General features: G+C 73.6%; 17 protein-coding genes. 10 read left to right on the top strand and 7 right to left on the bottom strand.

Annotated elements, in window-relative coordinates:
* Positions 1-269 precede the first annotated feature (269 nt).
* The 3 genes from ACY34I_RS11775 to ACY34I_RS11765 all read left to right on the top strand — a co-directional run bounded on the left by ACY34I_RS11775 (position 270) and on the right by ACY34I_RS11765 (position 3,573).
* Positions 270-1,184: a MurR/RpiR family transcriptional regulator gene (locus tag ACY34I_RS11775; RefSeq protein ID WP_462754739.1), complete on the top strand. Its 915-nt coding sequence runs from the start codon at positions 270-272 to the stop codon at positions 1,182-1,184.
* On the top strand, positions 1,181-2,128 hold the full coding sequence (murQ, locus tag ACY34I_RS11770; RefSeq protein WP_462754737.1) for an N-acetylmuramic acid 6-phosphate etherase: 948 nt from the start codon (positions 1,181-1,183) through the stop codon (positions 2,126-2,128). The genes ACY34I_RS11775 and murQ overlap by 4 nt, the downstream gene beginning before the upstream one ends.
* A 455-nt stretch (positions 2,129-2,583) precedes the next feature.
* Entirely contained in the window at positions 2,584-3,573 is a 990-nt protein-coding gene (locus ACY34I_RS11765; protein ID WP_462754866.1) for a sigma-70 family RNA polymerase sigma factor, read from the top strand.
* Between the two features lie 89 nt (positions 3,574-3,662).
* Here the strand turns inward: ACY34I_RS11765 and ACY34I_RS11760 are convergent, their stop codons facing one another.
* Positions 3,663-4,631 carry a C40 family peptidase gene (locus tag ACY34I_RS11760; protein ID WP_462754735.1) on the bottom strand — a complete coding sequence of 323 codons (969 nt, stop codon included), beginning with the start codon at positions 4,629-4,631 and terminating at the stop codon, positions 3,663-3,665.
* Positions 4,632-5,132: 501 nt separating this feature from the next.
* Here ACY34I_RS11760 and ACY34I_RS11755 point away from each other — a divergent pair.
* Positions 5,133-5,657, top strand: a complete 525-nt coding sequence (locus ACY34I_RS11755) for a DUF6232 family protein (RefSeq protein ID WP_462754733.1) — start codon at positions 5,133-5,135, stop codon at positions 5,655-5,657.
* A gap of 1 nt (position 5,658) precedes the next feature.
* Here ACY34I_RS11755 and ACY34I_RS11750 read toward each other — a convergent pair whose 3' ends face one another.
* Positions 5,659-5,982, bottom strand: coding sequence for a DUF3817 domain-containing protein (locus tag ACY34I_RS11750; protein ID WP_148796949.1), 324 nt, complete (start codon positions 5,980-5,982; stop codon positions 5,659-5,661).
* Positions 5,983-6,008: 26 nt separating this feature from the next.
* Complete coding sequence (locus ACY34I_RS11745; protein ID WP_462754732.1) at positions 6,009-6,428, bottom strand: hypothetical protein; 420 nt, start codon at positions 6,426-6,428, stop codon at positions 6,009-6,011.
* Positions 6,429-6,549: 121 nt separating this feature from the next.
* On the opposite strand from ACY34I_RS11745, the gene ACY34I_RS11740 reads away from it, so the two are divergent.
* The 3 genes from ACY34I_RS11740 to ACY34I_RS11730 are packed head-to-tail and all read left to right on the top strand — an operon-like array spanning position 6,550 to position 7,768.
* Positions 6,550-6,867 (top strand): DUF6158 family protein, encoded by a 318-nt coding sequence (locus ACY34I_RS11740; protein WP_462754731.1) that lies wholly within the window; start codon positions 6,550-6,552, stop codon positions 6,865-6,867.
* On the top strand, positions 6,867-7,196 hold the full coding sequence (locus ACY34I_RS11735) for a hypothetical protein (RefSeq protein WP_148796955.1): 330 nt from the start codon (positions 6,867-6,869) through the stop codon (positions 7,194-7,196). The genes ACY34I_RS11740 and ACY34I_RS11735 overlap by 1 nt, the downstream gene beginning before the upstream one ends.
* A gap of 32 nt (positions 7,197-7,228) precedes the next feature.
* Positions 7,229-7,768, top strand: coding sequence for a DUF1360 domain-containing protein (locus tag ACY34I_RS11730; protein ID WP_462754730.1), 540 nt, complete (start codon positions 7,229-7,231; stop codon positions 7,766-7,768).
* Positions 7,769-7,822: 54 nt separating this feature from the next.
* On the opposite strand, the gene ACY34I_RS11725 is transcribed toward ACY34I_RS11730, so the two are convergent.
* The 3 genes from ACY34I_RS11725 to ACY34I_RS11715 form a co-directional block, all read right to left on the bottom strand.
* Complete coding sequence (locus tag ACY34I_RS11725; RefSeq protein WP_462754729.1) at positions 7,823-8,026, bottom strand: hypothetical protein; 204 nt, start codon at positions 8,024-8,026, stop codon at positions 7,823-7,825.
* Positions 8,027-8,144: 118 nt separating this feature from the next.
* Complete coding sequence (locus tag ACY34I_RS11720) at positions 8,145-8,378, bottom strand: hypothetical protein (RefSeq protein ID WP_370517966.1); 234 nt, start codon at positions 8,376-8,378, stop codon at positions 8,145-8,147.
* 367 nt (positions 8,379-8,745) lie between these two features.
* Positions 8,746-9,831: a 3-deoxy-7-phosphoheptulonate synthase gene (locus ACY34I_RS11715; RefSeq protein ID WP_462754727.1), complete on the bottom strand. Its 1,086-nt coding sequence runs from the start codon at positions 9,829-9,831 to the stop codon at positions 8,746-8,748.
* A gap of 428 nt (positions 9,832-10,259) precedes the next feature.
* Between ACY34I_RS11715 and ACY34I_RS11710 the strand changes: the two genes are divergently transcribed.
* Positions 10,260-10,472 (top strand): hypothetical protein, encoded by a 213-nt coding sequence (locus ACY34I_RS11710; RefSeq protein ID WP_148796967.1) that lies wholly within the window; start codon positions 10,260-10,262, stop codon positions 10,470-10,472.
* Here ACY34I_RS11710 and ACY34I_RS11705 read toward each other — a convergent pair.
* Positions 10,439-11,161, bottom strand: a complete 723-nt coding sequence (locus tag ACY34I_RS11705; protein ID WP_462754726.1) for a phosphodiesterase — start codon at positions 11,159-11,161, stop codon at positions 10,439-10,441. The genes ACY34I_RS11710 and ACY34I_RS11705 overlap by 34 nt on opposite strands.
* Positions 11,162-11,241: 80 nt before the next feature.
* On the opposite strand from ACY34I_RS11705, the gene ACY34I_RS11700 reads away from it, so the two are divergent.
* Both ACY34I_RS11700 and ACY34I_RS11695 read left to right on the top strand, forming a co-directional pair.
* Positions 11,242-12,540, top strand: a complete 1,299-nt coding sequence (locus ACY34I_RS11700; protein ID WP_462754725.1) for a M16 family metallopeptidase — start codon at positions 11,242-11,244, stop codon at positions 12,538-12,540.
* Positions 12,537-13,883: a M16 family metallopeptidase gene (locus ACY34I_RS11695; protein ID WP_462754723.1), complete on the top strand. Its 1,347-nt coding sequence runs from the start codon at positions 12,537-12,539 to the stop codon at positions 13,881-13,883. Before ACY34I_RS11700 ends, ACY34I_RS11695 begins: the two co-directional genes overlap by 4 nt.
* The last annotated feature ends 102 nt before the right edge of the window (positions 13,884-13,985 follow it).

Raw genomic sequence — 13,985 nt, 5'->3', positions numbered from 1 at the left:
CGGGCGGGGCGCGATCCGGCGGGGTCGATGCCGACCGGCGTCCGCCAGCCGTCCGTCCGGCGGTCCGGGCCGAGCCGTCCGGTCGGCGTGACCTGCACGAAGGCCGGTCCGGGGGTCGGTCGGCGCGGCCGACTCGACCGGAGCGGGGGAGTCGGGCGGGCAGCGGGAATGGGACCCTTGCGGCGATGATCCGGCGCGGAAGGCGGTACTTTTCCCGATACGCGCCGTCATGGTTGACGGTCACGCCTTCATGAAAGTAAGTTTCATCCGTGGCGAAGAGTCCGAAGATTTCTGCGAGTCACGAGCCCGGTGGACTGATCGTCCACATCAGCGGCCTGCTCCCGTCGCTGTCGCCGGCCGAGCAGCGGGTCGCCCGGCTGGTCGTCGCCGATCCGGCGGACGCCGCCCGGCGCACCATCACCGACCTCGCCACCGCCGCCGAGACCTCGGAGGCCACCGTCATCCGGTTCTGCCGGTCGGTGGGCATGGAGGGCTATCCCCAGCTGCGGATCCGGCTCGCTGCCGAGGCCGCCCGCCGGATCGAGCCCCCGGACGCCCGGGTGGTCGGCGGAGACATCCCGCCCGGCGCCGACCTGGCGCAGATCATCGCGACCATCGCGTTCAACGACGCACGGGCCGTCGAGGAGACCGCCGAGCAGCTCGACCCGGCCGTCTGCGAGCAGGTGGTCGAGGCGATCGGCGCGGCCGGCCGGATCGACGTCTACGGCGCGGGCGCCAGCGGCTTCGTCGCCTCCGACTTCCAGCAGAAGCTGCACCGCATCGGCCGGACCGCCTTCTACTTCCCGGACGTGCACACCGCGCTGACCTCGGCGGCCCTGCTCGGCCGGGGCGACGTCGCGGTCGGCATCTCGCACACCGGCACCACCTCCGACGTCATCGAGGTGCTGGAGCAGGCCCGGGCGCGGGGCGCCACCACGGTGGCGTTGACCAATTTCCCCCGCTCGCCGATCACCGAGGTGGCCGACTTCGTGCTCACCACCGCGGCCCGGGAGACCACGTACCGCTCCGGGGCGATGGCCAGCCGGCTCGCCCAGCTCACCGTGGTGGACTGCCTCTTCGTCGGGGTGGCCGCGCGCAACCGGGCCAGGGCCAGGAAGGCCCTGGAGGCGACCGCCGAGGCCGTCCGGTCGCACCGGGTCGGCTCCGGGCGGAGGCGGGGATGACGACCGGTCGAGTGGAGCCGGACGAGGTGGCCGCGGCGCGGCCCGTGGTGCGGGTCGGGGCGCCCACCGAGCGGCGCAACCCGCACAGCCTCGACCTCGACCTGATGTCGACCCGCGAGGTGCTCACCGTCATCAACGAGGCGGACCGGCGGGTGCCGGGCGCGGTGGCGGCCGTCCTCGACGAGATCGCGGAGACCGTCGACCTAGCCGTGGCCGCGCTGCGCGGCGGGCACCGGGTGCACTACTTCGGCGCCGGCACCTCCGGCCGACTCGGCGTGCTGGACGCCGCGGAGCTGGCGCCCACCTTCAACTCGCCGCGGCACTGGTTCTGCGCCCACCTGGCGGGCGGTCCAGAGGCCATGTGGCGGGCCGTGGAGGACGCCGAGGACGACGAGCGCACCGGCGCCGCGGAGGCCACCGACTGCGTACGCCCCGGCGACCTGGTGGTCGGGCTGGCCGCCAGCGGCCGCACCCCGTACGTCCTCGGGGCGCTCGCCGCGTCCCGGGCGCAGGGGGCCGCAACCGTCCTGCTCTGCGCCAATCCGGAGGCCGACGCCGCCTCGTCGGTCGACGTCTTCATCGGGGTGGACACCGGGCCCGAGGTGATCACCGGCTCGACCCGGATGAAGGCGGGCACCGCGCAGAAGCTGGTGCTCAACACGTTCTCCACGGCCGTCATGGTGCGCCTCGGCCGGGTCTACTCGAACCTGATGATCGACATGGTCGCCACCAACGCCAAGCTGCGCGGCCGGATGATCTCGATCCTGATGGAGGCCACCGGCTGCGCCGAGGAGGTCTGCCAGGCCGTGCTGCACGAGGCCGACGGCGACCTCAAGACCGCCCTGGTCTCGCTGGTCTCCGGCGCGGAGGTCGCCGCCGCCCGGGCCGCCCTGGCCCGCTCCGCCGACCAGGTACGCGGCGCGCTGGCCCTGCTCGCCTCCTGACCCGCCCCGGCGGCCCCGTTCACCCGGCTCGCTCCGGCGACTGCGACGCACGTCACGCCGCGGCCGGGACGGCCTGCGCGCTGCGGATTGTTCATCGAAGCGTGGGGTAATCCTGACCCGTGGCTGAACCGCCCGGCGCGCGGACGCGTATCTCGCAGTGACCAGGATCGCAATGTCGCGGTGACGCGGGTCGCTGTGTTCATGGAATTCGCAATGGTGCGATTTCCGGGGCGGACGACGATTCCGCTGCTCCGACCGCCTTCTGACCGGGGCGTGCGTGAGCCACCCGAGCGGGGGTCCTGACAGCAAACATGGACCGGGCTCTCAGCTACTACTCAGGCATTCGTGACAGTTTCGACTCACGACATGGAATCCCCGACGCGTCTCAACTGTTGTGTAGGTGTCAGCACCTACGGGCACAGCAGAGGTTACGGGGAGGGCTGATGAACGTGGGGATGGCAAGGAACCGGGCAACCGGCGCGAGCGAGGGGACCGTGGCAATCGTGGACAAGAACATCGGCATGCGTACCGACGAGGTCGCCGAGGAGCGCGACCTGGTCGGCGTCTACCTGCACGAGATCTCCCGGACGCCGCTGCTGGACGCCGCCAAGGAGGTCGACCTCTCCAAGGCGATCGAGGCCGGCCTCTACGCCGAGCACCTGCTCGGCGAGGACCGCGTCCCCGTCGGCGTCGAGCGGGAGGAACTGGAGCGGCTGGTCGTCGAGGGTGAGCGCGCGAAGGACCTGTTCATCCGCGCCAACCTGCGACTGGTCGTGTCGATCGCCCGCCGGTACGTGCGGTCCGGCATGCCCATGCTGGACCTGATCCAGGAGGGCAACACCGGCCTGGTCCGGGCGGTCGAGAAGTTCGACTACGAGCGCGGCTACAAGTTCTCCACCTATGCGACGTGGTGGATCCGCCAGGCCATCAGCCGGGCCATCGCGCAGCAGGAGCGGACCGTCCGGCTGCCCGTGCACCTGGTCGAGGACGTCAACCGGATGCGGAACGTGACCCGGCAGCTCACCCGCGAGCTGGGCACCGACCCGGAGCCGGAGCAGATCGCGACGGCGCTCGGCGTGACCGTCGAGCGGGTCAGCGAGCTGGTCCGCTGGTCGCAGGACACGGTCTCGCTGGACACCCCGGTCGGCGACGACGGCGACACCAACCTCGGCGACCTGGTCGCCGACAGCGACGCCCCGTCGCCGGAGGACATCGTCCTCACCGGGCTGGAGCGGCAGCGCATCGAGGGTCTGCTCAACCACCTCGACGACCGGTCGGCCGGCATCATGCGGGCCCGCTACGGCCTGGAGGACGGCCGGGAGCACTCGCTGACCGAGGTGGCGTCGCGGTTCTCGCTGTCCCGGGAGCGGATCCGCCAGCTGGAGATCCAGGCCCTCGGCCGGCTCCGCGAGCTGGCCCGGGCCGAGGGGCTGCAGGCGGCCTGAGCTGGTAGTAATGACAAGACGAACGGCCGGCGTCCGATAGGGGGACGCCGGCCGTTCGCCGTACTGGAGCCCGCGCGGGCGCTGCAGGATCAGCGCACCCGGCCGTAGCCGGCGATGGACATGATGTCCATGTCCCGCTTGTTGACGTTGCGGCCGGCGCTGGGCGCGTCGATGATCTGGCCGCTGCCCACGTAGAGCGCCACGTGCCCCAGCCCCGAATAGAAGACGAGGTCACCGGGCTGCAACGAGCTGCGGCTGATCCGCGAGGTGGCGTTCCACTGCATCGCCGCGTTGTGCGGCAACGACTTCCCGGCCGCCCGCCAGGCGGCCAGCGTGAGCCCGGAGCAGTCGTAGCCGTCCGGGCCGTCGGCCCCGTAGACGTACGGCTTGCCGACCGCGCCGTACGCGTAGCGCACCGCCACCCCGGCCGAGCCGGACACGGCCGGCGGGCTGCCGGCGGACCTGGACGAGGCGGGGGCCTCGGTGGCCCGGCCGTACGCCTGCCGCCGCAGCTGGTAGAGGCGGGCCAGGTCGGCCTCGATCTTCTTCTTGGCGGCGGCGAGCTGCTTCGCCTGGGCCGCCTGGCGGGCCAGCGTGGCGTCGAGCCGGGTCTTCTGGTCGATCAGCCGGCGCTGGTCCGCGGTGAAGCCGGCGATGGTCTGCTGGCGCTGGCGGGTCAGCTGGTCCAGGGTGCCCAGCCGCTCCGGCAGCGAGGCCGGCCCGCTCGGCTCCAGCAGGGCCTGCGCGGCCCGCAGCCCACCGGTCTTGTACGCGGTGACGGCGAGGACGCCCACGTCGGCGCGGCTCCGCTCGGCCTGCGCCTGCAACGGGCCGATCCTGGCCTGCAACGCGGCCGCGGTCGCCTGGTTGGCCTTGATGTCCTCGTTGAGCTTGTTGTAGGACTCGACGATTCGCTCCAGCTCAGTCGAGGACTTCTCGATCTGCTTCGTCAGCTCGGCGGGGGTGGGCTCGGCCCGAGCCACCGACGCCGGGGCGATCAGCACGGCCGAGAGGCCGGCGACCGCCAGCGAGCGCAGCAGGATCCGTAAGGACGACAAGAGCGGAAAGCTCCTCTCCCACGGTCGACCGGGGCGCTGGGCGACCCGGCGACACCGGCCCGGGGCCATCCGGGTGGATGGCGGTCGACCGGACCGGCCTGCCCAACCTAACCCGGGACAGGAGTGGCCGGCAGTTGAAGCAGGGACGAATGTTGGCAAAGTGTCAGGAAGTGATGCTGATGACCGTGACGCTTTGTGACCGATTTGCCGTCCGGGCGTCGCGGCCCCCGCGCTGGATGGCCGCATCGTGGGGGCTCGCCCCATTCGTCGTTCTCGGCGGATGTCGCCAGGTACCCCGTCGCGAAGTCACGACATAGACCGAAATGGCTTCTGTTTCCTGACGGAATCCCCGTCGGTGCGGGTCCGGGGGAACAGGGAAACGCCGGGCCGGGGTGGCGCGGCCCCAACACAATGAAGCGCGGAGCCGGGATTCCCGTCAGCGGCATCGGCACAGGTCAGGGCTGGCGCGGAGGACCCGGCGCGCGACCCCTGGAGGACGCCGTGCAGAGCGATGGCTCCACCACCCGCCCGCCCCGATCGCCACAGGCGACCCCCCCGACCCTGCTCTACGCCCGGCCCGGCATCGTCGTCACCGCGGAACGGTTCACCGTCGGCCGCAACAGCTGGCGGGTCGCCGACCTCACCCAGCTCTGGACCACCCGGGGGCCGCACGACCGGCTGGCCGTCCAGGCGGTCGTGGTCACCGCCGCGCTGATCGGCGCGGTCGGGGTGCTGCTCGGCTTCACCGGCGGGCTGCAACGGCTCACCGCGTCCGCGTACCTGGCGCTGGGCGCGGTGGGCCTGCTGCCGCTGGTGCTGGTCCTGATCGGCGACCGCTGGCGGCCGCCGGCGTACGAGCTGTGGGGGCTGCACCGGGGCACCGAGGTGCTGCTGTTCAGCAGCGACGACGAGCGGCAGTTCGGCCAGGTCACCCGGGCCCTGAAGCGGGCCCGGGAGGGGATCCGCCACGGTGCTGGCTGGGCGGACCCGGTGGTCTCGGCCGACCCGTGGCGGCCGAACCGGTGACTCAGCCGGCGACCGGTTCGGGGGTGCGGGGCCGGGCCGCCTGCCAGTTGCTGACCCGGCGCTCGGCGTAGAACGAGACGAACGGCACGGTGCCGGCCAGCATCACCAGCAGCATCCGCTTCAGCGGCCAGTCGGCTCGGCGCGACAGGTCGAACGTCGCGGCCAGGTAGAGCATGTAGAGCCAACCGTGCGCGGTGCCGACCACGGCCACCACGGTCGGCTTGTCGAAGCCGTACTTCAGCGGCATGCCGATCAGGACCAGCACCGCCAGCGCGACGCCCACGATCCAGGCGATCACGCGGTACCGGGTAAGCGCTCCGCCCACCGTCGTCCGTCCTTCCGAACCGGCCCTCAGCCGGGATAGTCGCCGGGCCGCGCGCCCGGGTTGGCGTTCAACCATGACAGATAGCGGTTGTACGCGGCGAGGTCGCCGTCCTCGACCGCCTCGACCGGGGTCGCCGGCACCCGGCTGACCCGCACCGGTCGGCGTACCACGGGGGTGGTGGGGGTGGGCTCCGGCCCGGCGGCCGCCGGCGGCGCCGGAGTCGGCTCGTCCGCCCGCGGCCCCCGCAGCGCGTGACGCGCCTCACGCCACCACAGGAAGATCACGAAACCGGCGAAGACCGGCCACTCGATCGCGTACCCGAAGCTCAGCGTGTTGCCCTCGGCGGCCCGGGTGACCTGCCACCAGCCCAACCCGAGGAAACCCCCGACCAGCACGACCATGGCCACGTGGCGGGCGATCCACGCCGGTGTCCAGAGCCGCTTCATGCCTTCGAGGGTACCGGGACCGGCCGCCGTCTCCGACGCGGTGTCGTAGGTGGCGGGGTTTGGTGGCATCCCGGGTGGGCATCCGTCTAGACGCCAGCCCGAACGAGACGAGGGGGCGACGATGACCGAATCAGTACGCCGGCCCGGGGACGCCAGCCCGGAGCAGCGGATGCCCGAGTGGGACGGCGACCACGCCCGCAGCGACGCCACGCTGAGCGACGTCGACGGCGAGCTGCTCGGGGTGGACCCCGCCGAGCTGGGCGACGAGGACCTGATCCGGGAGATGTCCAGCCTGCACCGGACCCGGCTGGACACCCTGCGGCACGCCACCGACTCCGCGCTCGCCAACCACCTGCGGCGCACCGCCGAGCTGGAGACGGAGTACCTCGCCCGGCACCCGGGCCGGGAGGTCGACCCGAGCCGGTTGCGGGGCGCCTGATGGCGGCGCACGCCGAGCGGGGGATGTCCGCGCCGCCCGAGGTGGTCTTCAACACGGCCATCGACCCCGACCGGGCGGCGGCGTGGCTGCCCGAGCCGCTCCGCGAGGACGGCAGCCGCCGCCCGGAGGTGATCAGCATCGAGCAGATGCGGGCCACCTGGTACAGCGACTCCGCGCCCGACTGGTCGGCGGAGATCCGGGTGGAGTCGGTCGACGCCGGCGGCGCCCGGGTACAGCTGGACCTCGCCGGCGCGGACGGCCCCGGGTTGGCCGAGGAGACGCTGGCCAACCTTGCCCGCGAGGTGGCCGACAACCTGACCGCCGGCTGACCCGGCGGCGCCACGAGAACCGAGGAGGCCGGGTGACCGGGAGTGGCCTGAAGCAGAAGGTGGCGCGCCTGCGCCAGGCGTACGCGCCGCACGAGCATCGGCCGCTGGGCGGCTACCTGGCGGCGATGGGCACCTACGCGACGGTCACCGCGTCGCTGGTGGGCGTGGTCCGGCTGACCGGGCGGCCGGTGCCGGAGCGGCCGTCCCCGGCGGACGTGGTGCTGCTCTCCATCGCGACCCACAAGCTCAGCCGGCTGCTCTCCAAGGACGCGATCACCAGCCCGCTGCGCGCGCCGTTCACCCGCTACGACCACCCGATCGGCAGCGGCGAGGTGATGGAGCAGGTCCGCGACCAGGGCAGCGCGACCCGGCACGCGGTCGGGGAGCTGCTGAGCTGCCCGTTCTGCCTCGCGGTCTGGGTCGCCACCGGGCTCACCGGCGGGCTGGTGCTGGCACCCCGGCTGACCCGGCTGGTCGCCACCGCGCTGACCGCCGTGGCCGCCTCCGACTTCCTCCAGATGGGGTACGCGGTCGCCCAGCAGGCGGCCCAGGGCGGGCAGCGCGACAAGTGACCCCGCCCGGCGACGGGGCGGGCACAGCGGTGCCTGCCCCGTCGCCTGTGCCGCTCAGGTGGCCCTGGTGCCGTGGTCCTCGCCGGCCCAGCCGCGCGGCGACTCGGTCTCGCGACGGCCCTCGTCCTCGCCGGTGATGATGTCCTCGTCCACCGAGGTCTCCTCGTGCTCCTCCGCGAACTCCGGATCAGCGTCGGGGGGTGCCGCCGTCGGCGGCTGGCCGAGCGCTTCCCGGTGCCCCTCGTCCCGGTCGGTCATCCCACTGTCCTCTCCGTCGTGCAGTCGGCCGACGCCGCGGCCTACGCGCCGGCCGCTGCGGCGCGTACCCGGCCCGCTGCGGCTGTCCGGCGCGGCGGCTACCCGACCGGCAGGCCGTTCAGGCCACGGTGCCGCCCAGCAGGTCGGCCACCTCGTCGACCGCGTACTCGCCCTGGGGGAGTGCGGCGATCCGGGTGAGCAGCTCCGCGGGGAGTTCGGCGGCGACCGCCCGGCGGTAGATGTCCGCCTGGGTGATCCGCTCCTGGCCGTGGTAGATGTCGTCCAGCAGTTCGTCGAGCTGCCGGGTGTCCGGCTGCTCGGTCACGGGCGCTTCGTCGGTCACCCCGGTCAGCTACCCCGGGCCGAATCGGTCAAACGTCGCCGGTCGCGGCCCGGCGTGCGGTGACGGCGGTCACCGCACCGGCTGGAACAGCGGACGCGTACCGGTGGTTGTGCAGAGCGTCGGTGTGTCCAGTGTCCCCGGGCCTCACCCCATCTGCCTTCGCGGAATACCGTCCGGCTGGAGCCGCGTCGTGCCACTTCGCCGAGAGGCGACCTGCACACCGACACCCCAGCGCCGCCCCGGCCTCCCGGCCGGGGCGGCGCTGTCTTGCCCGTGCATCCGCCCGTTGATCATGAAGTTGGCGGCGATGTGGATCTCCACAACTGCCGCCAACTTCATGATCAGCAGGGGATGGGTGGGGCGGTGGGGGAGTTCGTCAGGCGGGGGTGGGGAGGGTGGCGCGGCGGGTGCGGACGGCATGGGCCAGGTCGGTGAGGACGTCGGCGGTGGTGTCCCAGCCGATGCAGGCGTCGGTGACGGACTTGCCGTACTCCAGCTCCCGCGTGGGGTCGAGGTCCTGGCGGCCGGGCTGGAGGAAGCTCTCCAGCATGATGCCGACGATGCCGCGCTGCCCGGCGGCCAGCTGGGCGGCCACGTCGGCGGCGACCAGCGGCTGGCGGCGGTGGTCCTTGCCGCTGTTGGCGTGGCTGGCGTCGATCACCACGCGTTCGGGCAGGCCGGCGGTACGGAGCAGGTCCAGCGCTCCGGCCACCGAATCCGCGTCGTAGTTGGGCCGTCCGCCCCCGCCGCGCAGCACCAGGTGACCGTCGGCGTTGCCCCGGGTGTGCATGATCGCCGGGGTGCCGGAGACGTCGATGCCGGGGAAGACGTGCGGTACGGCGGCCGCCCGGATCGCGTCCGCCGCCGTGGAGATGCTGCCGTCGGGGCGGTTCTTCATGCCGATCGGCATGGACAGGCCGGAGGCGAGCTGCCGGTGCACCTGGCTCTCCACGGTCCGGGCGCCGATCGCCCCCCAGGCCACGGTGTCGGCGATGTACTGCGGGGTGATCGGGTCGAGGAACTCGCAGCCCACCGGCAGGCCCAGCCGCAGCACGTCGAGCAGGAGCGCCCGGGCCGTACGCAGGCCGGTGTTGACGTCGCCCGAGCCGTCCAGCCCCGGGTCGTTGATCAGGCCCTTCCAGCCCACCGTCGAGCGCGGCTTCTCGAAGTAGACCCGCATCACCACCAGCAGGTCGTCGGCGAGCCGGTCGGCGGCCTCGCGCAGCCGGCCCGCGTAGTCGAGGGCGGCGGCGGGGTCGTGCACCGAGCACGGGCCGACCACGACCAGGAGCCGGTCGTCGGCACGGTCCAGCACCCGACCGACGGCGCGGCGGCCGGCCACTACGGCGTCCGCTAACGCCGCGTCCAGGGGCAGGTGGTGGTGCAGCAGGGCCGGGGTGGTCAGCGGTACGACACGGTCGATCCGCTGGTCGATGACCCGATGGGCGTCCGGGGTCGTCACGGTGGGGTTCCTTCCGCCGACCGTGCCCCGGGGCCGGCGCCCGAGGTCGAGCCGGCTGCTCGTACGCGAAAGGGCAGGGAATCATCCCTGCCCGGCCGGCTCGAAGAGGAGTGACGTCAGATCATGGTCGAGTCACCGGCTCCTCCAGCCGGCTGCCTAAACCATCGATACGACCGCGTCACGCCAGCCAGCGTACCCGACGCGACGGGTTGGGCTCACTCCATCGTCCGCGCGCCCGGACCCGCCGCTCAACTTCCGTGATGCGCTCACCGGCCCGCCCGCGCCGGATCTGGGCGGCGGGCCGTCCGACTGTCCCGTATCGCGGGAGGGAAACCAGCTCGAAAAAGTTCCGGCGTGTTCCGGATGGTGGGAAGCGGGGGTCGGGCGGAGGTTGTTCCGGCTCGCCCCGCACGGGGTATGGGGACGGCATGAGTCAGGAGCAGAGCGACCAGGAGCGGATCGAGTCCCGGGCCCACCTGCTGCCCGAGGAGGCGGCGGTGGGCAGCGAGGACCCCGAGGCCCAGGCCGACGCGATCCTCGCCGAATCGGACACCCGGGAGGACCGGAACGTCGCCCCGGACACCATGCTTGAGCGGCGCACGTCGGATCAGACCGTGGGCCCGATCGAGCCCCCGGACTGAGCGGACGCCCCCCGCGCCCGGCGGGACCCGCGGTAGGTGGTCGCGCGCAGCCAGGCGAGCAGCCCCTCCGCCCGCAGGCCCGCCGGCACGTTGCCGATCGGATCGAAGGCCAGCGCGACGTCCTCGCGCGCGCCGCGCTGGCCGTCCAGGCAGACCTGCCCGAACGGCCGCCACGGCCCGACCGCCGAGGCCACCGCCAGCACCAGCCGCGGCGGGTCGGCGCCGACCGCCGCGGCGACCTCGGCGAGGCTGCGGCCCAGCTCCGGCCCGTCCGGGTCGGCCAGCGCCGCCAGCAGGAGCCGGCGCCGGCCCGCGCGGAAGGGCATGATCGAGCTGTACGTCCCGGTGAAGCGTCGTCGGGGCAGCGGCAGGTGGCGCAGCACGGGCGGGGCGGCGCTGGAACTCACCAGCAGATCCACCGGCGGCTCCGCCTCCCGGTGCAGCCGCACGCCCAGCCCCAGCACGTCCGGCCAGCTACCCGGCGTGGCGACCCCCTTCGACAGGCGGACCGTGGCCGGCCACCGTCCGGGCCGGTCGAACAGCGGGACCCCGGTCGGCGGGCCGGGCGTACCCCAGATCATCACCTCGGCGGAGAAGGTGCGGCCGGCCGGATGCAGCAGCCGGGCGTGCCGCCGGCGGGCCAGCGCGGCGGCCGCGCGTTCGACGGCGGTGGACGCGGGGTCGGGCATGCCCGGTGGGTACCCCGCCGCGCGGCGACGATGCCCCCGCCCGTCCCCTTTCCGCCCGTGAGATCGGATAGCGTCGTGCCATGCCCGACAGCGGTTACCCCTGGCCGATCGAGACGACCCGACTGGACAACGGCCTGCGCGTGGTGGTGAGCGAGGACCGCACCGCCCCCGCGGTCGCCGTGAACCTCTGGTACGACGTGGGTTCCCGGCACGAGCCGGAGGGACAGACGGGCTTCGCCCACCTCTTCGAGCACCTGATGTTCGAGGGCTCGGTGAACGTGGCGAAGACCGAGCACATGAAGCTCATCCAGGGGTCCGGTGGCTCGCTGAACGCCACCACCAACCCCGACCGGACCAACTACTTCGAGACGGTCCCGGCCGAGCACCTGGAGCTGGCGCTCTGGCTGGAGGCCGACCGGATGGGCGGCCTGGTGCCGGCGCTGACCCAGGAGACGCTGGACAACCAGCGCGAGGTGGTCAAGAACGAGCGCCGCCAGCGGTACGAGAACGTCCCGTACGGCGACGCCTGGCTGCGCCTGCTGCCGCTGCTCTATCCGCCGGGTCACCCGTACCACCACGCCACGATCGGGTCGATGGCCGATCTGAACGCTGCCGGCCTGCCCACCTTCCAGGCGTTCCACCAGACCTACTACGCGCCGAACAACGCGGTGCTCACCGTGGTCGGCGACACCACCGCGGCCGAGGTGTTCGCGCTGGCCGACAAGTACTTCGGCAGCATCCCGCCGCGCGCCGACATCCCCGCCGCGCCGGACGGCCGGACGGTGCCGACGGCCGGGCGACCGGCCGGGGAGACGGTCACCGCCGACGTTCCCGCCCCCCGGGTGTACGTGGCGCACCGCAGCGAGCCGTTCGGCACCCCCGGGTACGACGTCGCCACGGTGCTCGCCACCGTCCTCGGCAGCGGCCGGGGCAGCCGGCTCTACCAGCGCCTCGCGGACGGGGAGCGGATCGCTCAGCCGGACCTGATCGGGGCGTACGGGGTGGACCTGGCCCACGCTCCCGCCCCGCTGATCGCCACCGCCACCGCCCGGGACGGGGTGACCGCCGAGCGGCTGCGCGACGGGCTGGCCGAGGTGGTCGACGAGTTGGCCACGGTGCCGGTGACCGCCGCCGAACTGGACCGGGCCAAGGCCCTGCTGAGCACCACGTGGTGGCGGCAGATGTCCACGGTGGAGGGCCGGGCGGACACGCTGGGCCGGTACGCCACCCAGTTCGGCGACCCGGCGAAGGCCGGCGAGCGGCTGCCGGCCTGGCTCGCCGTCACCGCCGAGCAGATCGCCGAACAGGCCGCCGAGCTGCTCCGTCCCGAACACGACCGGGTGACCCTGATCTACGTGCCGGAGGAGAAGGCCGCATGACGCTGATCACTGAACGGCCCGGCCCCGGCGCCGCCCGCCCGTACCGGTTCCCGCAGGTGGTCCGCCGGGCCGTCGCCGGCGGGCAGGTCGTCGCGGCGCACCTGCCCGGGCAGAACCTCGCGGTCGCGCTGCTGCTCCTCGACGCCGGCGCCGGCCGGGAGCCGGTCGGCAAGGAAGGGCTGGGCGCGGTGCTCGCCAAGGCCCTGGAGGAGGGCACCGCGCAGCGGGACGCCACCGCGTACGCGCTGGCCATCGAGGCGCTCGGCACCGAGCTGGTGACAGGGCTGGACTGGGACTCCTTCCAGGTCAGCGTGCAGGTGCCGGTGGACCGGCTGGGCGCGGCCGTGGAGCTGCTCGCCGAGGCCGTCCGGACGCCGAAGCTCGACCCGACCGACGTGCTGCGGGTCCGCGACGACGAGGCGACCGCGCTGCGGATGGACTGGGCCAACCCCGGCCCCCGGGCGGACGCGGTGCTGCGCGGCGACATCTTCGGTACGGACAACCGCTGGGGTCGCCCGATGTACGGGGACCCGGACAGTGTGGCCGCGCTGGACGTGGACGACGTCACGGTCTTCCACTCCGAGTGGTTCATCCGCCCTGGCACCCTGATCGTCGTCGGCGACCTGGACCGGGTCGACCTGGACGCGCTGGGCGCGACGGCGTTCGCGGGCGCCGGGGGCGGGCCGGTGGAGAAGGGCGGCCCGATCGAGGTGCCGCGGCACGACCGGCGCCGGATCATCCTGGTCGACCGTCCCGGCTCGGTGCAGTCCACGCTCCGCCTGGGGCACCCGTCCCCGCACCGCGCCCACCCCGACCACGTGCCGACCACGCTCGCCGGCACGGTGCTGGGCGGGGCGTTCACCTCCCGGCTGAACCATCTGCTCCGCGAGGTGCACGGCTACACGTACGGCATCCGCGGCGACTTCGCCTCGTCCCGCCGGTTCGGCCGGTTCGCGATCAGCTCCGGGGTGCAGACCGCGGTGACCGCCCCGGCCCTGGTGGAGGCGGTCGGCGAGGTGTCGCGTACCCGGGCGGAGGGAGTGACCGAGGACGAGCTGGCGGTGGCCCGCTTCTGGCGGGCCGGCCAGCTTTCGGTCGAGCTGCAGACCCCGCGGGCCATCGCCTCGGCGCTGGCCACGCTGGTGGTGCACGACCTGCCGGACGACTACCACGCCCGGCTGCGCGAGGCGCTGCTCGCCGCCGACGTCGACCAGGTCTCCGCGGCGGCCGCGGCGCACCTGCACCCGGAGTCGCTCACCCTGGTCGTGGAGGGCGACGCGGCGGTCACCCGGGACGAGCTGGTCGCCACCGGGCTCGGCGAGGTCGTCGACCACACACCCTGATCCGCCCACGCCCCGGCTCGGCCGGGTCCTGGTGCCTTCGCACCAGGGCCCGCCGGCGGGGTGTGATTCCGGTCGCGTCCGGCCGCCGCCGGCACCCGGCGG

It is taken from the genome of Micromonospora sp. RTBAU3-60, from assembly GCF_054963695.1.
The sequence above is the reverse complement of the archived record's forward strand: the minus strand, read 5'-3'. Positions and strand labels throughout refer to the sequence as shown.